Genomic DNA, 22370 nt, shown 5'->3' with positions numbered 1-22370 from the left:
CCGCATCACTTTTACTGCTACTGGTGGGTGGGGTGGTCTTTAGTATTGCTACATTGATTGGTAGTTTTGGTGAGTCTGCTTATCCGATACCTGTCTATTCGATTGAGAGACTAGCCGAAACGGATTTCTATGCGTTTCTTGACCAGGCTTATTTCTCTTTCAAAGGACTTGGAACATTAGTGGTGATAGCTATTGCTTTAGCTTTCGCCCAACTCTATTTTTTGAATGGACTCTTTACACTACTAGGAAAGTTGATGAAAAATTATTATGTCACCATCGTTTTAACGCTTGTTTTAGTCATAGTGGGGTACTGGACAGGAACACAATCAGTCAAGTGGTGGAATCCGTTCATTTATTTTGACACGTGGCGAGTTGTAGATGGTTGGAAAACGATTGAAGTGGCTTCACAGTCTGCCACACCTTTCGTTGGAATAATACTACTCGTGCTTTCAGGAAGTGTATTGTTTGTCGCAGGATTTTTCGTGAAAAGAAGGGCGGTATCTTGATGGAACTTACAGTGGTAAACCTAGAGAAAAAGTACAAGACAAAGCCTGTGTTAAAGGGAATTTCGTTCACCATTGAACAAGGACAGCTTATAGGATTAGTTGGGCCAAACGGGGCAGGAAAGTCTACTCTGATGCGCTCGATTTTAGGTCTTGAGGAGATAGAAAAAGGACAGGTCACTTTAAATGGCTATCACCCAACAGATTCGAACTATTTCAAGTACATTTCCTTTCTTCCTAGTGACAACTATCTATATATGCAATTGAGTGGATACGATCACCTGGCATTTGTCGCGACGATTTATGAGATTCCCACTTCTGAGATTGATGCAGTGATTGAGCTGATTGGGATTCGGTCGTATGTGAATCAACCGGTGAAGTCCTATTCGTACGGAATGAGGCAACATTTGTTGATAGCGCTCAGCATTCTCACAAAACCTTCGATTATTTTAATGGATGAACCTTTTAATGGGTTAGACCCAACAAGTACGATTGAGTTGAAGCAGCTGATTCGAACATTGCATGCGCAAGGAATCAGCATTGTCGTTTCTACGCACAACCTGGATATTTTAGAGGATCTCACAAATAAAATCTGGTTCATCAAGGATGGTCATTTAATCACCGACAAGCTTGATTCAGATCAAAGTACGGCTTTTGAAATCAAGTATTTGTATGACGGAGATATCGAACAACTACTGCAAAAAAGCGGACTTGCCTATGAACTGAAAAAAGACGGTATTCTAACAGATCCAGCAACTACTGTTGATGTCTATTTAAAATGGTTGCTAGAACAGGGAGTTGGGATTCAGTCCGTAACTCCTGTGAACCGTAGACTAGAAGAAATCTATAAAGAATTTTATGAAGTGTAATACAAAACGAGGTTGGAGCAAAATATAGTAATAGAGCTGAACTATTTAGAAAGTGGAGTGGAGTGTAGGGGTTGACTCCAGTGGGATCAAAAGTCGGAATGTGAGACCCCGCAGGAGCCTGCGACGAGGAGGCTCACAGCGCGCCCACGGAACGCAGCCCCGGAACGGAACTCAATATACACGAAAAATCAGCAAATTCTCTGGAATTCAACCTAGAGAACTTGCTGATTTATTTTGTCCCAAGATCTTTATTAGGTTCTTGGAATTTCTACATTGACGAGCTCGCCCGTAATCGGATGACGGAACTGAATGCGAAAAGCTTGTAATGCATAATGTTGTGCTGTAATTGCTCTTGCGCCATACAATGTATCACCAACAATCGGATGGCCAATATGTGCCATATGCACACGGATTTGATGGGTGCGACCTGTCTCTAGAAGTATGTGAAGTTTTGTGATCTGTGGATTTCTTCCCACAACTTGATAATGGGTGATAGCGGTTTGACCCGTCTGTGAGACTCGACGTCGGTTCGGATGGTGTCTATCAGAAGCAATAGCAGTTTTAATAGTCCCTTGATTGTTCTTCACAGAACCTTCAACGATGGCTTCGTACGTACGGACGATTTGTTTCTTCTCAAGCATCTTATCCAAAAGGTTTTTAGCAATTGGATGCTTAGCGATTAACACTAAGCCGCTCGTTCCTTCGTCCAAACGATGAACATGCTCACCATAACCATGTCCTTTTCCATCTAAATAGTGAAAGACACCATTCATAAGTGTTTGCGTCTCAGTCACTTCGTTAGGGTGCGTTTTGATACCAGCCGGTTTTCCGACAATCATAAAATGGTCGTCTTCATAAAATGGCTGGACAGGAATTTTAGGACTTGGGAAGTAAGAAGAACCTTCTTCCTCAAATTTAATCTGAAATGCTTGTCCAACTTCTAGTGGTGTATTCCAATCTAGCGCAATGCCTTCTGGCGTTTGAAATGCTTTTTGCATGCGAAGAGAGTGAACAGTTTTTTTACCTAATTGCCAATTTTCCCGGACGAGTTCTTCAATCGTCACCGCAACTGGGCTTGTTAATTTTACGAGAAATTTCATAGAGAACTCCTTACAATGCTTAGTTTTTTACGACTTCATCGAAAAAGCGAAGAATATCGGCTTCAGGCATACCACCGACTGCACGCATTTCTTCTACACCTTCTTCAAAATGAATCAAAGTAGGTGTTGAATTAATACCAAACTCTGTACCGCCTTCAGGGTATTCTAATAGATTGTATTGAACAATCTCCACTTCTTCTTGATCTGCAAGAGGCATCAACACTGGCGTCATTTCTTTACAGAAGCTACATTCTGGGCTGAAGAAATAAACCGTGACCGTTTCATTGGCAGCTAATTTCTCTTGAAGTTCGTCAGGTAAAATGATGTTTTGATAATTTTCATCATCAATTAAATCAATCGTCGACTGCGACAAATCATCTGTATCATATGGATTATTGGCTAGTTTGTCCTGATTAGAAAGATTTGTAAGCACAATGATTAATACGAAAGCGGCTACGATAACGCCTCCGAAAATTAGTAGTTTTTTCATGACGCTTTTTCCTCCTTGATGTCTTTTAGAATGATAAAGCTAAGTACGGCTATTCCTAGGAAAGCGACAAGCGCTAAAAAAGGAATGGTAATGAACCCTAAGTAATTGATGTATTCTCCCGTGCAAGACACAAGTCCACATTCGGGTGCACGTTCTCCAAAGAAATCAATTTTTTGAATCGCGTAATGATAGCCGCTTGTAAGTGCTCCAATTGTCGAAAACACTAATGTCGTCAATGCGATTTGGCCATTCTTTTGATAAATGGCAACCCCAGCGATGACAACGAGTGGATACATCAGGATTCGTTGGTACCAACACATTTCGCAAGGCTCAAAACCGCGTATTTCTGAAAAATAGAGCGATCCAAGCGTTGCAATCAACGAAAGTCCAAAGATACCGAGCAATGCATTTTCAGTCTTTTTCTTCATAGTAAGGTGGTTCCTTTCAGCAAGTCAGTTTCTTTTCAAGTATAGACTTTCCCTGTTATCAAGTAAATTATTTTCAACCTCTTGCACGACACGGTATAATGAGGGATAACGTGTTGAAGGAGGGCTTTGTGTGAAAGAAGAATTCGATTCCACCCAATTTGAAAAGCATATGATCATCCGCCCGATGACTTTTGCTGACATAGATTCAATTTTAGAAATGCAGCGTCTCTCATTCCCTGGCATGGAGCCGTGGAAAGTCGAACATTTAAGAAGCCATCTGACCGTATTCCCAGATGGACAGCTGGTTGCAGAACTGGACGGTATTGTTATCGGCTCATGTTCTAGCTTAATCATTAACTTTGATGAGTACGATGATCGTCATTCTTGGTCGGATGTTACGGATGGTGGGTATATTACCAATCATAATCCAGATGGCTACAATCTTTACGGCATTGAAGTGATGGTTCACCCTGAGTACCGACGTATGAAGGTTGGACAGCGATTATATGAAGGACGGAAAGATATCGCACGACAGTATAACTTGAAGTCTATTATTATCGGAGGACGCATCCCGAACTATCACAAATATTCTGAGGAGATGTCACCTCGTGAATATGTGACGTCTGTATCCCGCCATAAAATTTATGACCCAGTGCTAACCTTCCAGTTGATGAATGGATTCACATTGATGCGTATTAATCCAAACTATTTACCTGATGACAAAGCTTCCGGTAAATTTGCAACTTTGATGGAATGGAATAATGTCGATTATATTCCACTATCAAAACGCCACTTCCGCACGAGTTATCCGGTGCGAATTTGTGTCGTGCAATACATGATGCGAAAAATCAATTCTTTTGAAGAATTTGCAAATCAAGTGGAGTATTTTGTTGATGTGGCTTCTGACGCGCAATCTGATTTTGTTGTGTTCCCAGAAATCTTTACAACGCAATTGATGTCATTTTTAGAAGAACCTTCACCTTCTCAAGCTGTGCGTAGATTAACAGAGTATACGCCGCAGTATATGGAACTGTTCAGTGACTTGTCTGTGCGTTACAACATCAATATCATTGCAGGTTCTCACTTCGTAAAAGAAGAAAACGATGAAATTTACAATATCGCTTATCTATTCCATAGAGATGGTTCTATTGATAAGCAGTATAAAATCCACATTACACCTAATGAACGCAAATGGTGGGGCATTAGTGCAGGGGATTCTGTACGTGTGTTCGACACCGATTGTGGAAAAATAGCTATACAAATTTGTTACGATATTGAATTCCCTGAGCTTGCACGTATTGCAACAGATATGGGAGCCAATATTATCTTCACGCCTTTCTGTACCGAAGATCGACAAGGGTATTTGCGCGTAAAATATTGTGCACAAGCACGTGCTGTAGAAAACCAAATTTACACAGTCATCTCTGGAACTATTGGAAACCTACCTCAAACAGAGAACATGGATATCCAGTACGCTCAGTCAGCAATTTATGCACCATCTGATTTTGAGTTTGCGCGAGATGGCATTGTAGGAGAGACAGAAGCAAATGTAGAAATGGTCCTTATTGGTGATGTAGATTTAGAAATACTTCGTCGTCAACGCCAAGACGGAACGGTCAAACAATTAAAAGATCGCCGTCATGATGTTTATACAGTGGACTATAAAAAGAACTAAGGGAAAGGCTGGTCATTGACCGGCCTTTTTCTGCAGGGTGGGGGAAATTCAATGAGTAAATCACTTGATGAACATATGACATTATTAAAAGAGATAGCTGAATTTTTAAATGAAGAAACTGAGATGGAGACAATGCTCCAAGGAGCACTAAAAAAACTACTCACTCGAAGTGTATTTGCTTCAGGTTGGATTTTTTTCATTGACGCTAAAGGTAAGCATCAATTAATTGCTGCTGAAAACTTACCACCGGCACTCATGGAGACGGATTGTCGCTCTATGAAACGTGGAGGCTGCTGGTGTGTGTCACGTTACCATAATGGAGAATTACAAAAAGCTTCCAATATAATTGAATGTCAACGGATTGAACAAGCTAGTCGGTTAAGTGAGCAACCTTCTGCAGGCATTACGCACCATGCAACAGTGCCGCTACAATCAGGTAAAGAAAAATTCGGACTTTTGAATGTGGCGACTCCTCATACAATCGAATATGATCAAAGTGAACTAGCTCTATTAGAGTCAATCGCTTTTCAAATTGGATCTGCCATAAAACGTATTCATCTTACAAAACAAGAACAAGAAATTGCTCTTGTTCAAGAACGAAATCGACTTGCTCGAGATTTGCATGACTCCGTGAACCAATTATTATTTTCGGTTACGCTGACTTCTCGAGGTGCGATGGAAATGACAACTGACGAAGATTTAAAACAGGCGTTTTCTGATATTCATCAATTAACTCAAGAAGCACTTACAGAAATGCGAGCGCTGATTTGGCAGCTTCGGCCAAAGGGACTAGAGACGGGATTGTTAGAAGGAATCAAAGGATACGCGGAAATGCTAGGAATCACCTTAATGTCTCAAGTGAGCGGGGTCATTCAGTTACCGTCACGAGTCGAAGAAACGATTTTTAGAATTGCGCAAGAAGGTCTAAATAATATTCGAAAGCATGCGGGTACACTTGAAGCAGAGCTTTTTTTGACGATTAACTCAACAGACATTCTATTTATCTTAAAAGATGAAGGAAGAGGTTTTGTTGCTGGCAAGATTCCAGAGAGCATGGCTTCTGTAGGGATGCATAGCATGCAAGAACGTGCGCGTTCTGTCGAAGGGTCTATCGAGTGGATCAGCGCACCATCTAAAGGCACGGAAGTTTTTGTACGCATTCCCTATTAGAGGAGGACAGACATGATACGTATTGTAATTGCTGATGATCATCACGTTGTACGAAGAGGGTTATTGTTTTTTTTGAAAACCCAAAAAGATTTTGAAGTTGTCGGGGAAGCGAAGGATGGAGCAGAGGCCATCAATATTGCTACTGAAGTTAAACCCGATGTAATCTTAATGGATCTAGTGATGCCCACTAAAGATGGCATCCAAGCTACACGAGAAATTAAAAAACTTCTCCCTGAAACGCATATTTTAATGCTTACTAGTTTTTCAGATCGCGATCACGTGATTCCAGCTATTGAGGCAGGAGCAGCGGGATACCAGCTGAAAGATATAGAGCCGGACGAGCTTGCGTCTGTCATTCGGCAATTGATGAAAGGGGAAAAACCATTGAGTCCCCTTGCTCAAACGGAACTTGAAAAAGATAGCCATGAAATTAAACCACATTTAACGAATACACTTACTGCTAGAGAGCAAGATGTTCTTGCAGAGCTGACAAAGGGCAAAAGTAACAAGGATATTGCTTCGACATTATTTGTTACCGAGAAAACTGTGAAAACTCACATTTCTAATATTTTTTCGAAACTGGATGTCCAAGATCGCACACAAGCCGCACTTTACGCTGTCAAACATGGTCTGACAGAACCGAGCGGAAAAAACTAAAAGACCCTAAGAAAAAATTAATAATAAACCTAGAATAATTGTGAAGTTGAGTTGAGTTGAGTTGAGTTGAGTTGAGTTGATTTGAGTGGAGTGGAGGGGCTGACTCCATTGGGATTAAAAGCGTTACGTGAGGCCCCGCAGGAGCTTGTGACGAGGAGACTTACGACGCGCCCACGGAAAGCAGCCCTGGAACGGAACTCCATTCCAAAAAAAAATCAGTAAATTCTCTGGGATTCAACCTAGAGAATTTACTGATTTATTTGTCTTAACCTATTTTGGGGCTACTCATCGATCTTCAAAATCAACTAAATCATATTCTGGCTCAATGTGAACTAGAACTATAGCATGAGGCTTAGCTTTAGTGATTTTCCGTTCAATTTCTTCTGTAATCCAATGACTTTCGATTACATTTAAGTAGGGGTCCACTGTAACCGTCACATCAATTAACGCTTGATTTCCGTGCATACGCCCTTTCAAATCTGGAACTTGATACACTCCTGGAGTATGGGCGACTAAGGAGGTTAAGGTCTCTGCTTCTTCACTATTGAATCCATCCGATAACATGAATGCTGCATCGTAAAAGATTCCATAAGCCGTGTAAAGAATGATGATGCCTACTATTAAGGCTGTAACCGTATCTAAGATTGGAAAACCAATTATGGCTCCAATAATCCCTATTGAAGCACCAATAGAAACAAGGGCATCTGAGCGATTGTCGTAAGCCGCTGCACGAAGAGCCGAAGAGTTTATTTTAGTGGCAAGTGAGATGTTATAGCGGTAAACCGCGTACATGACAACAGCACTTCCTAAGCCTACCCAAAGCGTTATGAGGGAGGGACTTTCACGGACAGGGTCCGCAAAACTTTGTAAGGATTGAATAACAACTTGTATACCAATAATGGCCATAATGAAGGCAGCAATTAGAGAGGCAATGGTCTCTGCGCGCAAGTGACCATAAGCATGTTGATCATCGGGTGGTTTTTGCGAAATCCGTAGCCCGATAAGCACGGCAACACTTGCAATGATATCGGTGAAATTATTAAGCCCATCTGCTTGTAAGGCTTCTGAGTTCCCAATACTACCAACCGTGAATTTCACACTACTTAGTACAATATAAACAGCGATACTGAGCCAAGCGCCTTTTTCCCCTTTGCGTAAGTTTGTATAGAGTTCCAAAATGTTTCCTCCCCGCAACTCCTACTAAACGACAAAAACGACTTCCAAGGAAGTCGTTTTAAACGAATGGGTTGTGTTTGATTACTACTACTTTGTCCATTTTATAGTGTTCATGAAAGCCTGTCAATTTCTCTTCGAGGGAGGAGCGTGATTATTACAAGATTGTAAAAAAGCAAAACTAGCTATCTGAAAATAACGGATTTTGTTAAAATATAAGCATATTCTTATTTTAGGAGGCACTATGGGAAATTTAAAAGAGATTGCAAAAGCATCCACTAAATTAGGACTTACTTCATTCGGTGGTCCCACAGCACATTTAGGCTATTTCCGAGATGAATACGTGGAGAAACGAAAATGGTTAGATGACAAATTATATGCTGATATCGTTGCCTTATGTCAGTTCTTACCTGGACCTGCTTCCTCGCAAGTCGGTATAGCAATCGGTATGATTCGAGGTGGAATCTTAGGAGGCATCGTATCGTGGGCAGGATTTACACTGCCATCTGTTCTTTTCTTAATGTTCGCCGCATATTTTGTTGTAGGCTTTGGCTTTACCGATAGTGGTATTATCCAAGGTTTAAAAATTGTAGCTGTGGCAATTGTTGCGCATGCTTTACTGGGTATGCAAAAAAATCTAGCACCTGATGCTACACGCATTGCTATTGCTATAGGTGCCGCCATAGTGGTGTTATTAATTCCGACTGCCTGGGGGCAAATCGGGGTGATTCTCGTAGCAGGAGTTGTCGGCTACTTGTTATTCCGAAAAGATAAAGCCCCAGATGCTGTAGAACTTACGTTATCTTTTGGAAAACGTGCGGGAATGATTGCATGGTTTATCTTTTTTGCCTTACTAGCAGTATTACCGTTTGCTCGAACGTTGTCTGAAAACGTTTATTTAGGAATTCTAGATACTTACTACCGTGTAGGTTCCATTGTATTCGGTGGTGGTCACGTTGTTCTTCCGATGTTAGAGCGTGAAGTAGAAATGTCGAACGACTTGTTCTTAGCAGGGTACGGTCTCGCGCAAGCAGTCCCTGGACCGTTGTTTACGCTTGCTGCATTTTTAGGCCAAGTGACGGCGGGGATCCCGGGAGCCTTGCTAGCCGTTTTTGCGATGTTCTTACCATCGTTTTTATTGGTTATTGGAACGCTACCTTTCTGGTCGATCATTCGAACAAAAGTAGGCATCCAGTCAGCCTTAAAAGGGGTAAACGCAGCAGTAGTCGGGATATTATTAGCAGCACTTTATGATCCTGTTTTCACAAGCGCTGTTAAATCATCTTTTGACTTTATTATTGTGTTAATCACCTTCACATTACTCACAGTTTTTAAATTTTCCCCAATTAAAGTAGTAGCTGTCAGTGCGCTACTTGGACTACTCGTTTACGGAGTTTAATTTAATTAAAATAGTTATTGACAAGGAAAAAATAGGTATGCTAGTGTAAAGAGGTACTAAATAATCAGGAACGGAGGTAGGCATGATGAAAAACTTAGTAATTAAGAAGCAACAGTTTCATAGATTGTCCTACCTCCTAGATATGATACATGACTTCTAACCTTTTTTAGGTTCGTATGCGCATGTCCATTTCTATGGGCATGTGCTTTTTTGTGTTTATCGACTTCCATTATTTAGAAAAATAACAAGGAGTGGAACTTATGAATCGCATTGCAGCAGTATTAAAAGTATCAAAACCGGAGTCTCTAGAAAGCGGCTAGTGAAAGGATGGGATTAGTTTGTTTAGTGTATTAGGAAAGTTAAGTTGGTTTTTTAAAGAACATTGGGTGCGTTACACCGTAGCGATTACCTTATTGATTATCGGAAGTGTCATCGAGGTCATTCCTCCATGGATCATCGGAGAAGCGATTGATGCCATTACAACAGGCACTCTTTCTGAGAGCTCATTGCGCACGTATGTGATTGTTTTTGCAGCCATTATACTAGGTGGATATATTATCAATTTTATTTGGCAATATCAGTTGTTCGGTGGATCGGTAAAAATCGAACGTATTCTACGCACACGTTTAATGAACAAGTTTTTAAACATGACACCAGGATTTTATGAAAATAATCGTACAGGCGATTTAATGGCACGCTCAACAAATGATTTAAACGCTGTAGCAACTACAGCAGGTTTTGGAATAATGACGTTAATTGATTCAACGCTTTATATGTTGGCGATTATTTTAGCGATGGGATTCTTAATTTCTTGGAAGTTGACATTTTTTGCGTTATTACCGATTCCGATACTAGCACTTATTATGCAATACCTTGGTAAAATCATTCATGAAAAATACATGGAAGCGCAAGATGCTTTTGGTGATTTGAACGACCAGGTCTTAGAATCAATTGCCGGTGTACGTGTTATTCGAGCTTATGTACAAGAGAGACAGGATGAACAAAACTTTGCGGACATGAGTGCGCAAGTTTATGAAAAAAATATGGTTGTCGAGCGAATCGATGCCTTATTCGGTCCCATTACAAAAGTAGGGACTGGAATCAGTTATGTAGTAGCACTTGGGTACGGAGCACATTTGGTATCGATTGGTGAAATGACAGTAGGGAACTTAGTGACCTTTAATGTTTACTTAGGCCTGGCGATTTGGCCCATGTTTGCTATTGGAGAGTTGATCAATGTGATGCAACGAGGAAACGCATCACTTGACCGTGTACAAGAAACGCTCAGTACACAGCAGGATGTAGTGGATCCTTTGCGACCTGCAAAAGCTCAGCCAGAGCCAACTGTAGGTTTCCGCCAAGTGGAATTTACTTATCCGACTTCAGAAGTCATCAATCTGCACAATGTCCAGGTCAAGGTAGATGCCGGTCAAACACTCGGGATAGTCGGGAAGACAGGTGCAGGGAAAACGACATTCGTAAAACAACTGCTTAAAGAATACCCAATGGGTAAAGGTGCGGTTGAAATCGGAGGCGTTGCGATTGCTGATCAGTCCCGGGAAGACTTACTTCAAAAGATTGGCTACGTTCCACAAGATCATGTATTGTTCTCACGTACAATTCGTGAAAATATATTATTTGGTAAAGAAGATGCAACGGAAGAACAATTACGTCAATCCATCCGACTTGCCTATTTTGAAAAAGATTTAGAGAACTTACCTAAAGGTCTTGAAACGTTGGTAGGAGAAAAAGGTGTTTCTTTATCAGGTGGTCAGAAGCAACGTGTCTCCATTGCACGGGCCTTGATTAAAAATCCTGACATCTTACTGTTAGATGATTCTTTATCAGCAGTGGATGCCAAAACCGAATCAAAAATAATTGAAAACATTCAACAAAATCGAACGGGAAAAACAACTATCATCACGACGCATCGTTTATCAGCTATCCAACATGCTGATCTAATCATTGTTTTAGATGATGGTATCGTGGTTGAACAAGGTACGCACCAAGAGCTGTTAAGCAGCGGTGGTTGGTACCGAGAACAATTTGACCGTCAACAGTTAGAGGAGGTGTAGAGATGACAACCTCAAAGCGACTGTATCTCTATGCATTAAAGTATAAGAAAACAATTTTAAGTGGATTGGGTTTGTTAACCATTGCCGTATCGGTCGATTTGATAGGACCGTTCATTGCTAAATATATAATTGATACTCAAATTACAGCTGATCAAATTGACTTTGTTGTTATAGCACAACTACTGGCCGTGTTTTTTGGGTTACAAATTATAGCCGCAGTATTTCGCTATTTTATGTACATTCAGTTGCAAGTGGGGGCAAATCGAATTGTTCAGCATCTAAGAAATGACGTATTCCAACATATTCAACGTGTACCTGTTCATTATTTCGATAATTTGCCAGCAGGTAAAATTGTTGCTCGTGTTACAAATGATACTGAGGCGATTCGAAACCTTTATGTTCAAGTGTTATCACAGTTTGCAACAAGCATCATCTCGATTACAGGTGTCTATATTGCATTATTTATATTAGATGTTCGACTGGCTGCGATGGCCCTAGTCGTTGTACCACTTGTTTATATTTGGATGATTCTTTACAGAAAATATGCATCGAACTATAACCACATTGTCCGTACAAAACTTGCTGATATGAACGCTATGATCAATGAATCAATTCAAGGAATGTCAATCATTCAAGCATTTCGTCGGGAAAAGCAAATGGCTGCTGAATTTGCTGAAATGAATGAAAGTCATTTCCACTACCAAAGCAAGCTATTGAAGCTAGACTCGGCTACATCGTTTAACTTAGTATTTGTTTTGAGAAATATGATGTTTCTTGGGTTCATTTTATACTTTGGCTCAGCTTCAGTCGGTGCAGAAGCAGCTGTAACAGCAGGAACTTTGTATGCCTTTGTTGATTACATTACACGTCTATTCAATCCACTGACAGGTATTGTGAATCAGTTCTCACAGTTAGAACGATCATTAGTTGCTGGAACACGTGTATTTGAGCTTCTTGATGAAAAAGGTGAAATGGTTTCTGAGGATAGAATTCCTCGTTACCAAGGAAATGTAACTGTAGAAAATGTTTGGTTTGCCTATAAAGAAGAGGAATACGTGCTGAAAAACTTAAACTTTTCAGCCAGTAAAGGGGAGACAGTAGCTCTAGTTGGTCATACGGGTTCAGGAAAAAGTTCCATCATGAATTTATTGTTCCGCTTCTATGATCCTTCAAAAGGGACTATCTCGATTGATGGCGTTGACATGACGAAATTGTCACGTCAAGCAGTTCGGGAACATATGGGAATTGTCTTGCAAGATCCTTATTTGTTTACAGGTACAATTGCATCGAATATTAGCTTGAATGACCCACGCATCACTAGAGAACAAGTGGAACATTCCATTGCAGCAGTGGGTGGGGAGCGTGTGTTAAAGAATTTGGCATTAGGACTAGATACACCTGTTGTTGAAAAAGGGAGCACATTGTCTTCTGGTCAACGCCAATTAATTTCCTTTGCACGGGCGCTGGCATTTAATCCAGCTATTTTAATCCTAGATGAAGCAACATCTAATATAGACACAGAAACTGAAGAATTGATTCAGCATGCTATGGACGTATTGAAAAAAGGTCGCACCACATTTATTATTGCCCATCGACTCTCTACAATTAAAAATGCAGACCGCATTCTAGTTTTAGATAAAGGGGAAATCGTTGAAAATGGCAATCATGATGAATTGATTGCTCTTGGAGGACAATATGAAAAAATGTATCGTCTACAGGCCGGTTCTGCACAATTAGCGTGAAACTTTCTGTAAGGCTTGTGCGTACTACTAAATATATCATGTAAAAGGAGAGTTTTCTATGTCACTATTCAACAAAATGCTAGCTAGTATTGGTGTGGGTTCTGCAAAAGTGGATACTGTCTTATCAAAAGCGGTCTATCGCGCGGGTGAACAAATGGAAGGTGTTATTAAAATCAGTGGTGGGAAGTCTGAGCAACAAATTGATGCTATTTATCTTGCCGTCTACACGACGTATATCCGAGAATTAGATGACCGTAAATTTACGGATAAAGCAGTTGTGCACAAACAAAAAGTAGTAGATCACTTTACTCTTGCTGCCAACGAGCAAAAAGAGATTCCCTTTTCCTTTGTAGTACCATTTGATACACCTGTTACAAAAGGGGCAACGCGCGTTTGGATTCAAACGATGTTAGACATTGCCTCAGCAGTAGATCCAACTGATAAAGATTATATCCAGGTAGAGCCAACTGTTCTAGCAGCAACTGTGTTGAAAGAGATTGAAAACTTAGGATTCCGATTACGCAAAGCCGATTGTCAACAAGCTTCACGTAAGTACAAAGGGATGTATCCATTTATGCAAGAGTTTGAATACGTGCCAATGACAGGCGAATTTTACGGGAAATTAGATGAAATAGAAGTAGTGTTCTTAAGTCAAACACCTGACAAAGCTGAGCTTCTTCTACAAATCGATCGTAAAGCAAGAGGCTTTGGTGGCTTCTTAGCAGAGGCGATGGATCAAGATGAAACTTTTGTTCCGCTTACTATTCACAAACACGAAGTAAGCGACATCAAATCAAAACTCTACCAAGTTTTACGTAAATATTCTTAAATAAAACGCGTTCCCTCTCGAGGGAGCGCGTTTAATCGTATACATGGAAAACCATGAGTTCATGAATGAAGGCCTTTATCTTCTCTTCATTATCAGGTGTTGCATCCAACCAGTTAATTGACCCATCCTTATCATAGATTGCGCGAAATTTTTCATGCTGGTAATAAAAGCTGACTTCCCAACCAGGTAAGGATTTATTTTCATAGAGTGAACGATAGTTAAAATGTTGTAACATAATGTCGCTCCTTTCATAGCTTTCTTCATTTTAGCATAGTCTATATGGAGGTGAGTGCAAGGAATGATGAGCGATTTAGAAAAGGCAATACGAGATGAATATCAGGCCTATTATTTGTACAGGCAATTAGAGAAAGAGACTGACGACAGAAGATGGAAAGAAGTCGTCAGTCATATATATGAAGATGAAAAAGCGCATTATGAGATGTTTCAGCAACTTTATTTTTTGCAAAATGGGCGCTATGTGACAGGTATAGAGAAGCCAAAACCTTTTACTTCAATTCGCGAATTCTTGTTCACAGCATGGGAAGATGAGTTAGAAGCTGCTGACTTTTACAAAACATTAGTTCTTCGGTATGCTACACCCAAGCAGGCAACCCCTTTTTGGATTGCCATGCATGATGAGATGGAACATGCTATTCGTCTACAAGGGTATATTCATTGGTACGATGAGAGGTCCTGATATAGTCAGGGCCTCTCTTTTTGGTATACTATCACCTAGAGACTATAGAAAAAGGTGAGAACATGCAAATCGTGACAACAATCTTATTTATGGCGTTGATTGGTGCACTTATCGGTGCCTTCACGAATCATATCGCTATCAAAATGTTGTTTAGGCCCTATGAGGCAAAATATATTGGCAATTGGCGAGTTCCTTTTACCCCAGGATTGATTCCAAAGCGAAGAGAAGAACTGGCTTCACAATTAGGGAAGTTAGTTATTCATTACTTATTAACTCCAGAGTTAATAGAAAAGCGTTATTTAAATGGAGAAGTAAAAAATCGAATTCTTTTACTAGTGGAAAAGCAGGTTAAGGATGGTTTAGGTTTAGAGAGTACGACTATCGATCAGTGGTTAAAACGTGCTGAAATCAATGATGTAGAAACAAAGTTAAAAGAGATAATCGATAGCCAAGTTGATTTTCAAGCCCTAAAACTCACAACAAAAGTTCAAACAGGTAGTCTAGGAACAGTCATGCCAGCGGATTGGCTTCAAAAACTGGAGGGACGCATTCCCGAACTTACAGATGTCATTTTAGGAAAAGGGGCTGACTTTGTACAATCTGCTGAAGGGAAACAAACTTTGAAGCAGCTTGTCGATGATTTCTTGGCTTCTAAAGGAACGTTTGGCAACATGATCTTAATGATGGTAGGAGACTCGAACTCATTAGCAAACAAGTTGCAACCAGAAATCACGAAGTTCTTAGAAGCACCTGGTACCCATCAATTAATCACCAATTTAATTACGTCAGAGTGGGATCGATTAAAAGACCGACCACTTATCGAACTACTGAATGGTTTTGATGCAGAACCAGTAGTGAAAGAGGTAAAAGCGTATGTTTATGATCAACTTCAACTGGAACAACAGCTTCAAAAGCCTGTAACCCATTTCTTCCCTACAGCGACAACTGTACTGAGCGAATCAATTTTACCCAAGTCAGTTGATTACATCTTTGAGAGACTTCACGCTGAACTTCCGGTACTGTTTGAAAAATTGAAATTGGATCAAGTTGTGAAAGAGCAGGTCAATACCTTCCCGGTTTCACGATTAGAGGAACTTGTGTTAGGCTTGTCTAGAAGAGAATTTAAAATGATTACAATTCTCGGAGGGGTACTTGGTGGCCTGATAGGTATCATCCAAGGAATTATCGCCCTCGTTATCAATAGTTAGGAGCTGTTAACATGAACATTTATGATGATATTAACAAGTTAGAGACAACGTTGCGTTCTACTTCAGAAATGCAAGGTGTCAAAGAAGCGATTCAAGCAGTTAAAGAAGATCAAGAGGCTAAAGATCTGTTTGAATCATTTCGTAAGATTCAAATGACACTTCAAGAGAAGCAAGTCAAAGGGGAAGAAATTCCTGGTGAAGAATTGGAATATGCGCAGAAGACAGCACAACTTGCTCAATCCAACGAAAAAATCTTGGCGATGCTTGAAGCTGAAATGAAACTTAGTCAGTTGATTGAAGAAATCAACCGCATTCTTTTAAAGCCGGTTCAAGAGTTATACGAGCAGTTTTAATAAACTTAAGAGGCTGTTACAAAATATAGTAATAGAGCTCACTAGGTAGAAATTTGAGTGGAGTGGAGGGGTTGACTCCAGTGGGATCAAAAGTCGGAATGTGAGACCCCGCAGGAGCCTGCGACGAGGAGGCTCACAGCGCGCCCATGGAACGCAGCCCCGGAACGGAACTCAATATAACACGGAAAATCAGCAAATTCTCTCGAATTCACCCTAGAGAACTTGCTGATTTATTTTTGTCCTGATCTCTTTTTTTAAAATATAATCTCTTCAAAACATCTAGAAAAAGGAATTCTACAATAATTGTCGAATAGGTAGTAAGGGAGGGGAATTACAATGACATATGAAGCTTTAAAAATCGATCTATCGGGTGAAGTGTTAACTGTCACACTTAATCGCCCAGACGCACTCAACTCAATGAATGGACAAATGATTGAAGAACTAACGACCGTTTTTACGGAACTTCATCATGACACCACTTCAAAAATTGTTGTTCTTCAAGGGGAAGGGCGCGCATTTTCTGCAGGCGGAGACATTAAAGCAATGCTTGCTAATGACGGGTCATTCGAAATCACAGATATCATGGGTAAGCTTGAAAAGCTAGCTTTAGCTTATTATACGTTACCAAAACTAACAATTGCTGCGGTTCATGGAGCAGCTGCAGGACTTGGGTTCAGCTTAGTGCTGGCAAGTGACTTTATTGTTGCCGAAAAATCAGCCAAACTTGCTATGAATTTTATTGGCATCGCTCTTGTTCCAGACGGAGGCGGCCACTTTTTCTTAAAAGAACGCGTAGGGATTCCGAAAGCAAAACAAATCATCTGGGAAGGCAAGATGATGACAGGAGAACAAGCTCACGAAGCCACACTGGTCGATCAAGTGATTGAAGATGGTCAACTACCATTTGCTGTTGAGCAGTTTACAAAGAAATTAACATCTTCTCCTGTTCAAGCTATGCTAGAATCGAAAAAAATCTTACACAACACGAAAATGGAAGAATTAAAACAAGTATTGTCGGGAGAAGCAGCTGCACAAACAGCTATGCGTAGTGCTGCTGATCACCTTGAAGGAATTGACGCATTCGTTAACAAAAGAAAACCCCAATTTAATCAATAAAAAAATGGCCTGCCTTGTTAAAAGGCGGCCATTTACTAGTTACACATGAAAAAGAACTAATTTACCTGAAGTATTCACCAATCGATGGGTTGTTTCACCATATCCTAATTCTTCTACGCGCTTTTCCCCTAAACGTTTTGCTTCTTCATCTGTAGCATACTCCCATTTTTCTTCTGCAAGTAATTTCCCGCTTTTTTCGAAAGCTGTAAATGTATAAAGTTTCATGTAAGCACCCCTTTCTCCTAGCATTTAGTATACAGAAAAACCCGATATGATATAATAGAACAAATATTCTATTTTAAGGAGTTTCGTATGGCTATCCATTTTTTTCATGTCGCTGACATCCATCTAGAAAGTCCATTTAAAGGCATTCAGGAACTTCCTACTGAATGGCAAGAAAGACTACGAAAAGCTTCATTTGAAGCATTTGATGCAATCATACAAGATGCTGAAAACCATTCTCCAGATTTTATAGTTCTGGCAGGAGACCTTTACGATGGAGAGAATCGTAGCCTGCGGGCACAACGACATTTTCAAAAAGCAATGGAACGACTAGCAGCACTCCAAATTCCAGTTTACATTATTCACGGGAACCATGATCATCTTGGCGGTCGCTGGACTCGATTTTCTCTACCTCCAAATGTTCATGTATTTCCGGATAAACCTACTGCCGCCTTTTTCCAAACGAAGGACCATAAAGTGCAACTAGCAGGATTTAGTTACCCTACACGCCATCTGACAGATTCCTTTATCCAACACTACCCAGAGCGTGAGGCGGATGTCGATTTTGCGATAGGATTGTTACATGGTAGTGAGCAGACGCAAACAGAACATGACGTCTACGCACCTTTCACTATCGATCAATTAAAAGCTATTGGTTATGATTATTGGGCGCTTGGACATATCCATAAAAGACAAGTGATTCATGAAAATCCTTCTATTGTTTATTCCGGCACCATTCAAGGACGCCACCGCAAAGAGACGGGTCAACAGGGTTATTATTCTGTTACGCTTTCTCATCACCAAACAACATTGGACTTTTGCCCAGTAGCGACTACTCTTTTTGAAACAACAGAGCTTGAACTAGCGGAAACTTCATCTATCGAGCAGTTAATTGAAACTATAACTTCTCATCTCTTACAGCAACAGTGGGGGGAGCAACACGTTTTAGTACAAGTTACCCTGTCTACAAAGAGAATGAATTGGTTAGGGGCAACTACTGACAGCGAGTTGCAAGAGTATATAAGAGAACAGGTAACAGAGCTGCTTCCCACAGTTTATATGACGCAATTGCGATTTAATTGGCAAAATGAACTATCCCCTTATTTTCAAACTTTGCTAGAATCTGCTGAGGTGGTAAATCCACCTGCTGCACTCCGAACATATGCACAACAAGAGTCCGTACAACAACTTGTGAAAGAAAAAATACAAGCCTTACTCGTCCAACGGAGTGATCAATCATGAAGTTACTAGAAGTACACCTATATGGGTTTGGTAAACATCAACAACGGACATTTACATTCTCAGAACAGACAGTTGTTGTTGGTCAAAATGAGGCAGGTAAATCCTCTCTTTATGAAGCAATCTTGCAAATTCTTTTTGGGTTTCCTACTCGAGCTGCATCCAACCGATTAGAGCCCAAAGGTGGGGGGCAGTATGGGGGATGGTTGAAGGCGCAGATTCAGCAAGACGTCTATCAAGTAGAACGTGTAGAAGGAACTTCTTCAGGTGTTGTGACAGTCACAAAGAATGGCAGTTATTGTGGTGGTGATCAAACACTTCGCCAGTTATTGAATGGTCTAACTCGTGAGCAAGTTGAGGCGGTCTTTGCCTTTCACTTATTTGATCTTCAAAAAATTCATCAATTGTCCCAAGAAGACTTAACAGAATTATTTTTTGCTAGTGGTACAACAGGTGAAAACCCTTATGCGGCGTTAAAAAAAGAAGCAGCAAAAGAAATGCAGACGCTCTACCGACCTGGAGGCAAAAAACCTATTTTGAATCAACAACTAGACAAGTTGAAACAACTTGAAAAAAAATTAAGTGAAGGTGTTGCTGAAGAGCAAATTTATCTAGAATTAGTTCGACAACATGAGCAAGGAGAACATCAGTTACATCACCTGAATAAAGAAATCAGCAGTACAAAACAACACCTATTCGAAGCGGACGAACAACAGGTGTTGTCACCTCTCTTTGAAGAATATGCTGCTTTGAATGAGCAGCTGCAGGAGTCTACAGTAATTGATCAACAGGATCAATTGAATGCACGGGAGTGGTTGGAGCAGTTACAGTCCATCCAGCTGAAATTGCAGAGAGCGGTCCTAAGACCATTTGACGAGGCAAACTATAATCAACTGGAAGTAGTAATTACGAGTTTGGAAACATTTCTTGAACAGGAAACAGAGTGGCGAGAAAATCACGTGAAAGCTGCTGAATTAGAAGAACAGCTAGAAGCTATAGTTAGAGATCAGCAACCCTTACTAGCTGCATTGAGTATTTCTCCTTATAACTTAGAAAATAATCTGGAGAACTATGATTTATCCTACGAAAAAGAGATGCAATTAAATCAGTTAATTACAGCATCAAAACCAAGTGTTCGTTGGGATGTTAAAAAACAGCGCTTACTCTTACTCTCTGGAGTACTCTTCATTGTTCTTGGTATTAGCACAGATTGGCTACTTTCGTATCTGATTGCGGTTACCCTGATCGGTTTCGCCATTTTCTTACCAAATAAGCAGTTGGATGAAACGGTAAACGCTAAAGTCACACAATTTTTGAAAGACTATGGGATTGAAAATCAGAGTTCTTATAGGGCTTCTGATAGCTTTGATTCTCTAAGACGTCTTCAACAATTACAACTTTCCTACAGACAAGTAGAAGAAAGATTGCATCAAACCTTTCAAAAGAGTGAAGCAATTAAAGCGCTCTTTCCCACTCACTTATTAAATGGGAAAAGAGAAAATGACGCGTTTCGAGAGGCACGTAAGGAGCTTACTAAAGCTTATGATAGATATCGATCACTGCAACTGATTCAATCAGAGAATGAGCATATACTTGCTGCTCAACAAAAGTTAGCTGACCAGGAAGAATTTCTAAAATCTCAATTAACGCAACTTTACACCAGCTATGGTGTGGCCACAGAAGTCGAATTTCAAAAATTGGTGAACCTGTCGCAAGACTATCTTCAAAAGAAACAAAGATTAAACGATTTGCAAAGGCGCCTACAAGGAAAAGAGCGTAAAACTCTCTCTAAACCTGTATTACTTGCTGAGCTTGATCAATTGGAACAGCGTCTCAATGAGCTAATGCGAGCACAGCTGAAGTTACAGCAACAGTTAGATGAATTAATGAATACGGAGCAAAGAGGACAACTACTTCAGCAAATCGAGGAACAGCGAGAACTCGTACAAGCCACAGTCGTCGATTTCTTAGCTTGGCAAACCATTTCTACAGAAATAGATGCGTTGTACCTGCATTACCAACAAGATGTCTTCCCTAAAACGTTAAGAAGAGCAAGCTACCTTTTTACACTTTTCACGGCTAATAACTATCAATCGCTAGATTATGTGGACAATCGTTTTATAGCAATCACTCAAAGTGGTCGAATCTATGAGATGAAGGAATTAAGTCAAGCTACTAAGGAACAGGCTTACCTAGCCCTCCGTTTTGCCTTAGCTGAAGAGTTAGTGAAGGAAAAACCATTTGTCTTGTTGATGGACGATCCGTTTGTTCATTTTGATGCGATTCGTTTTGAACAAGTGGTACAATGGTTGAAGAGTGAGGATAACCAATTGCCTTATATTTATTTCACATGCCACCAAGAGTGGCTGTCTCCAACGAGTGAAAATTCAATTATTCATTTGGAGACTGAAGGGAGCAGAACATGAAGGGAATTACAACACTTCGAGTAGGCGATCCAGTTGATCACTATCTACTAATTAAACAAAGCACCATTGGTGTGACTACTGTAGGGAAACCATTTATGTCGCTTGTCTTACAAGATAAGAGCGGAGACATTGAAGCAAAGCTATGGGACACAAATGACGAGCATGCTAAGCTCTACGGGGCAGAGAAAATTGTTCGCATCGGTGGGGAAATCCATGATTACCGAGGAAAGCTTCAGTTACGCGTGAAGAGCATTCGCCCGGTAAAAGAAGAAGAGGGTATTTCCATTACAGACCTAGTACCTGCTGCTGAAAAATCAAAAGAAGAATTAATGAATGAATTAACGCCTTATATTTTTGAGATGAACAATCCAAACTTACAGCGTTTAACGCGCCACCTGTTAAAGAAACATCACCAAGCCTTCGTGACGTATCCTGCTGCCACTCGTAATCATCATGATTATGCGTCAGGTCTGCTGGATCATGTTGTCTCTATGTTGCGCCTTGGTAAGGCTTTGACGGAGTTGTACCCAGCCTTAAATAAAGATTTACTCTATTCTGGCATCATGCTTCACGATGTTGGTAAGGTAATCGAACTTTCTGGTCCAGTTGCTACGAGCTATACGCTTGAAGGGAACTTACTTGGTCATATTTCTATCATGGTCAATGAAATCGCAATGGCCGCAAAAGAATTAGAGATTGAAGGAGAAGAAGTGATGCTTCTTCAACATTTAGTACTCTCCCATCATGGTAAAGAAGAATGGGGTAGTCCTAAACGTCCAATGTTGCGTGAAGCTGAAATTTTGCATTACATCGATAATATTGATGCTAAGATGGCAATGTTGAATCGTGCATTGGAAAAAACACTTCCTGGAGAATTTTCAGAGCGCTTATTCCCGCTGGAAAACCGCTCATTCTACCGTCCTACATTTGATGTCTAAAAATGAAAAACAGTAGGTCCACTAGTTCAATCTAGTGGACCTACTGTTTTAGTTTGTTTAA

Annotated in this window: 22 protein-coding genes; 16 read left to right on the top strand and 6 right to left on the bottom strand. The window is 40.4% G+C overall.

Going from position 1 to position 22370, the window contains the following annotated elements; all coding sequences use genetic code 11:
• The first annotated feature begins 32 nt into the window (after positions 1-32).
• Positions 33-506 carry a hypothetical protein gene (locus MKY84_RS11280; protein WP_342526102.1) on the top strand — a complete coding sequence of 158 codons (474 nt, stop codon included), beginning with the start codon at positions 33-35 and terminating at the stop codon, positions 504-506.
• Positions 506-1372 carry an ABC transporter ATP-binding protein gene (locus tag MKY84_RS11275; protein ID WP_342526101.1) on the top strand — a complete coding sequence of 289 codons (867 nt, stop codon included), beginning with the start codon at positions 506-508 and terminating at the stop codon, positions 1370-1372. The genes MKY84_RS11280 and MKY84_RS11275 overlap by 1 nt, the downstream gene beginning before the upstream one ends.
• Positions 1373-1623: 251 nt before the next feature.
• On the opposite strand, the gene MKY84_RS11270 is transcribed toward MKY84_RS11275, so the two are convergent.
• From MKY84_RS11270 to MKY84_RS11260, 3 genes are read right to left on the bottom strand one after another with little or no spacing between them, the layout of a single operon-like run.
• Positions 1624-2472: an RluA family pseudouridine synthase gene (locus MKY84_RS11270; RefSeq protein ID WP_342526100.1), complete on the bottom strand. Its 849-nt coding sequence runs from the start codon at positions 2470-2472 to the stop codon at positions 1624-1626.
• A gap of 19 nt (positions 2473-2491) precedes the next feature.
• A complete protein-coding gene (locus tag MKY84_RS11265; RefSeq protein WP_342526099.1) occupies positions 2492-2962 on the bottom strand; it encodes a thioredoxin family protein in 471 nt (156 codons plus the stop codon).
• Positions 2959-3390 (bottom strand): disulfide oxidoreductase, encoded by a 432-nt coding sequence (locus tag MKY84_RS11260; RefSeq protein ID WP_342526098.1) that lies wholly within the window; start codon positions 3388-3390, stop codon positions 2959-2961. Before MKY84_RS11260 ends, MKY84_RS11265 begins: the two co-directional genes overlap by 4 nt.
• A 130-nt stretch (positions 3391-3520) precedes the next feature.
• Between MKY84_RS11260 and MKY84_RS11255 the strand changes: the two genes are divergently transcribed.
• Genes MKY84_RS11255 through MKY84_RS11245 form a run of 3 tightly spaced genes read left to right on the top strand, consistent with a single transcriptional unit; the run spans position 3521 to position 6892 of the window.
• On the top strand, positions 3521-5065 hold the full coding sequence (locus tag MKY84_RS11255; protein WP_342526097.1) for a GNAT family N-acetyltransferase: 1545 nt from the start codon (positions 3521-3523) through the stop codon (positions 5063-5065).
• Between the two features lie 51 nt (positions 5066-5116).
• Positions 5117-6235, top strand: coding sequence for a GAF domain-containing sensor histidine kinase (locus tag MKY84_RS11250; RefSeq protein ID WP_342526096.1), 1119 nt, complete (start codon positions 5117-5119; stop codon positions 6233-6235).
• Positions 6236-6247: 12 nt separating this feature from the next.
• On the top strand, positions 6248-6892 hold the full coding sequence (locus MKY84_RS11245; RefSeq protein WP_342526095.1) for a response regulator transcription factor: 645 nt from the start codon (positions 6248-6250) through the stop codon (positions 6890-6892).
• Positions 6893-7177: 285 nt separating this feature from the next.
• On the opposite strand, the gene MKY84_RS11240 is transcribed toward MKY84_RS11245, so the two are convergent.
• The gene (locus MKY84_RS11240; protein ID WP_342526094.1) at positions 7178-8068 is read right to left on the bottom strand and encodes a cation diffusion facilitator family transporter; all 891 of its coding nucleotides are present in this window, start codon (positions 8066-8068) and stop codon (positions 7178-7180) included.
• Between the two features lie 241 nt (positions 8069-8309).
• Between MKY84_RS11240 and chrA the strand changes: the two genes are divergently transcribed.
• The 4 genes from chrA to MKY84_RS11220 all read left to right on the top strand — a co-directional run bounded on the left by chrA (position 8310) and on the right by MKY84_RS11220 (position 14110).
• Entirely contained in the window at positions 8310-9464 is a 1155-nt protein-coding gene (chrA, locus tag MKY84_RS11235; protein ID WP_342526093.1) for a chromate efflux transporter, read from the top strand.
• A 338-nt stretch (positions 9465-9802) separates the two neighbouring features.
• Positions 9803-11539: an ABC transporter ATP-binding protein gene (locus tag MKY84_RS11230; protein ID WP_342526092.1), complete on the top strand. Its 1737-nt coding sequence runs from the start codon at positions 9803-9805 to the stop codon at positions 11537-11539.
• 2 nt (positions 11540-11541) lie between these two features.
• The gene (locus tag MKY84_RS11225) at positions 11542-13281 is read left to right on the top strand and encodes an ABC transporter ATP-binding protein (RefSeq protein WP_342526091.1); all 1740 of its coding nucleotides are present in this window, start codon (positions 11542-11544) and stop codon (positions 13279-13281) included.
• Between the two features lie 58 nt (positions 13282-13339).
• On the top strand, positions 13340-14110 hold the full coding sequence (locus MKY84_RS11220; RefSeq protein ID WP_342526090.1) for a sporulation protein: 771 nt from the start codon (positions 13340-13342) through the stop codon (positions 14108-14110).
• 31 nt (positions 14111-14141) lie between these two features.
• Here MKY84_RS11220 and MKY84_RS11215 read toward each other — a convergent pair whose 3' ends face one another.
• Positions 14142-14345, bottom strand: a complete 204-nt coding sequence (locus tag MKY84_RS11215; RefSeq protein WP_342526089.1) for a DUF5342 family protein — start codon at positions 14343-14345, stop codon at positions 14142-14144.
• Between the two features lie 66 nt (positions 14346-14411).
• Between MKY84_RS11215 and MKY84_RS11210 the strand changes: the two genes are divergently transcribed.
• From MKY84_RS11210 to MKY84_RS11195, 4 genes are all read left to right on the top strand, one after another.
• Entirely contained in the window at positions 14412-14807 is a 396-nt protein-coding gene (locus MKY84_RS11210) for a ferritin-like domain-containing protein (protein WP_342526088.1), read from the top strand.
• Positions 14808-14869: 62 nt separating this feature from the next.
• Positions 14870-16015 carry a DUF445 family protein gene (locus tag MKY84_RS11205; RefSeq protein WP_342526087.1) on the top strand — a complete coding sequence of 382 codons (1146 nt, stop codon included), beginning with the start codon at positions 14870-14872 and terminating at the stop codon, positions 16013-16015.
• 11 nt (positions 16016-16026) lie between these two features.
• Complete coding sequence (locus MKY84_RS11200) at positions 16027-16368, top strand: YlbF family regulator (protein WP_342526086.1); 342 nt, start codon at positions 16027-16029, stop codon at positions 16366-16368.
• A 336-nt stretch (positions 16369-16704) separates the two neighbouring features.
• On the top strand, positions 16705-17484 hold the full coding sequence (locus MKY84_RS11195; protein ID WP_342526085.1) for an enoyl-CoA hydratase: 780 nt from the start codon (positions 16705-16707) through the stop codon (positions 17482-17484).
• A gap of 39 nt (positions 17485-17523) precedes the next feature.
• Here MKY84_RS11195 and MKY84_RS11190 read toward each other — a convergent pair whose 3' ends face one another.
• A complete protein-coding gene (locus MKY84_RS11190) occupies positions 17524-17709 on the bottom strand; it encodes a YhzD family protein (protein WP_342526084.1) in 186 nt (61 codons plus the stop codon).
• Between the two features lie 87 nt (positions 17710-17796).
• Between MKY84_RS11190 and MKY84_RS11185 the strand changes: the two genes are divergently transcribed.
• From MKY84_RS11185 to yhaM, 3 genes are read left to right on the top strand one after another with little or no spacing between them, the layout of a single operon-like run.
• Positions 17797-18948: a DNA repair exonuclease gene (locus MKY84_RS11185; protein WP_342526083.1), complete on the top strand. Its 1152-nt coding sequence runs from the start codon at positions 17797-17799 to the stop codon at positions 18946-18948.
• Positions 18945-21371, top strand: a complete 2427-nt coding sequence (locus tag MKY84_RS11180) for an AAA family ATPase (RefSeq protein ID WP_342526082.1) — start codon at positions 18945-18947, stop codon at positions 21369-21371. Before MKY84_RS11185 ends, MKY84_RS11180 begins: the two co-directional genes overlap by 4 nt.
• Positions 21368-22309: a 3'-5' exoribonuclease YhaM gene (gene yhaM, locus MKY84_RS11175; RefSeq protein ID WP_342526081.1), complete on the top strand. Its 942-nt coding sequence runs from the start codon at positions 21368-21370 to the stop codon at positions 22307-22309. Before MKY84_RS11180 ends, yhaM begins: the two co-directional genes overlap by 4 nt.
• The last annotated feature ends 61 nt before the right edge of the window (positions 22310-22370 follow it).

Source organism: Chryseomicrobium sp. FSL W7-1435 (assembly GCF_038595005.1).
Lineage (GTDB): Bacteria > Bacillota > Bacilli > Bacillales_A > Planococcaceae > Chryseomicrobium.
This window is presented reverse-complemented; position numbering and strand designations above follow the sequence as displayed.

Bases quoted from the DNA above. Each gene is read 5' to 3' on its own strand.
- chrA (WP_342526093.1), top strand. From the start codon at position 8,310: ATGGGAAATTTAAAAGAGATTGCAAAAGCATCCACTAAATTAGGACTT.
- MKY84_RS11260 (WP_342526098.1), bottom strand. From the start codon at position 3,390: ATGAAGAAAAAGACTGAAAATGCATTGCTCGGTATCTTTGGACTTTCG.
- MKY84_RS11270 (WP_342526100.1), bottom strand. From the start codon at position 2,472: ATGAAATTTCTCGTAAAATTAACAAGCCCAGTTGCGGTGACGATTGAA.
- MKY84_RS11190 (WP_342526084.1), bottom strand. From the start codon at position 17,709: ATGAAACTTTATACATTTACAGCTTTCGAAAAAAGCGGGAAATTACTT.
- MKY84_RS11215 (WP_342526089.1), bottom strand. From the start codon at position 14,345: ATGTTACAACATTTTAACTATCGTTCACTCTATGAAAATAAATCCTTA.
- yhaM (WP_342526081.1), top strand. From the start codon at position 21,368: ATGAAGGGAATTACAACACTTCGAGTAGGCGATCCAGTTGATCACTAT.
- MKY84_RS11185 (WP_342526083.1), top strand. From the start codon at position 17,797: ATGGCTATCCATTTTTTTCATGTCGCTGACATCCATCTAGAAAGTCCA.
- MKY84_RS11180 (WP_342526082.1), top strand. From the start codon at position 18,945: ATGAAGTTACTAGAAGTACACCTATATGGGTTTGGTAAACATCAACAA.
- MKY84_RS11220 (WP_342526090.1), top strand. From the start codon at position 13,340: ATGTCACTATTCAACAAAATGCTAGCTAGTATTGGTGTGGGTTCTGCA.
- MKY84_RS11250 (WP_342526096.1), top strand. From the start codon at position 5,117: ATGAGTAAATCACTTGATGAACATATGACATTATTAAAAGAGATAGCT.
- MKY84_RS11275 (WP_342526101.1), top strand. From the start codon at position 506: ATGGAACTTACAGTGGTAAACCTAGAGAAAAAGTACAAGACAAAGCCT.
- MKY84_RS11225 (WP_342526091.1), top strand. From the start codon at position 11,542: ATGACAACCTCAAAGCGACTGTATCTCTATGCATTAAAGTATAAGAAA.
- MKY84_RS11245 (WP_342526095.1), top strand. From the start codon at position 6,248: ATGATACGTATTGTAATTGCTGATGATCATCACGTTGTACGAAGAGGG.
- MKY84_RS11210 (WP_342526088.1), top strand. From the start codon at position 14,412: ATGAGCGATTTAGAAAAGGCAATACGAGATGAATATCAGGCCTATTAT.
- MKY84_RS11200 (WP_342526086.1), top strand. From the start codon at position 16,027: ATGAACATTTATGATGATATTAACAAGTTAGAGACAACGTTGCGTTCT.
- MKY84_RS11205 (WP_342526087.1), top strand. From the start codon at position 14,870: ATGCAAATCGTGACAACAATCTTATTTATGGCGTTGATTGGTGCACTT.
- MKY84_RS11265 (WP_342526099.1), bottom strand. From the start codon at position 2,962: ATGAAAAAACTACTAATTTTCGGAGGCGTTATCGTAGCCGCTTTCGTA.
- MKY84_RS11195 (WP_342526085.1), top strand. From the start codon at position 16,705: ATGACATATGAAGCTTTAAAAATCGATCTATCGGGTGAAGTGTTAACT.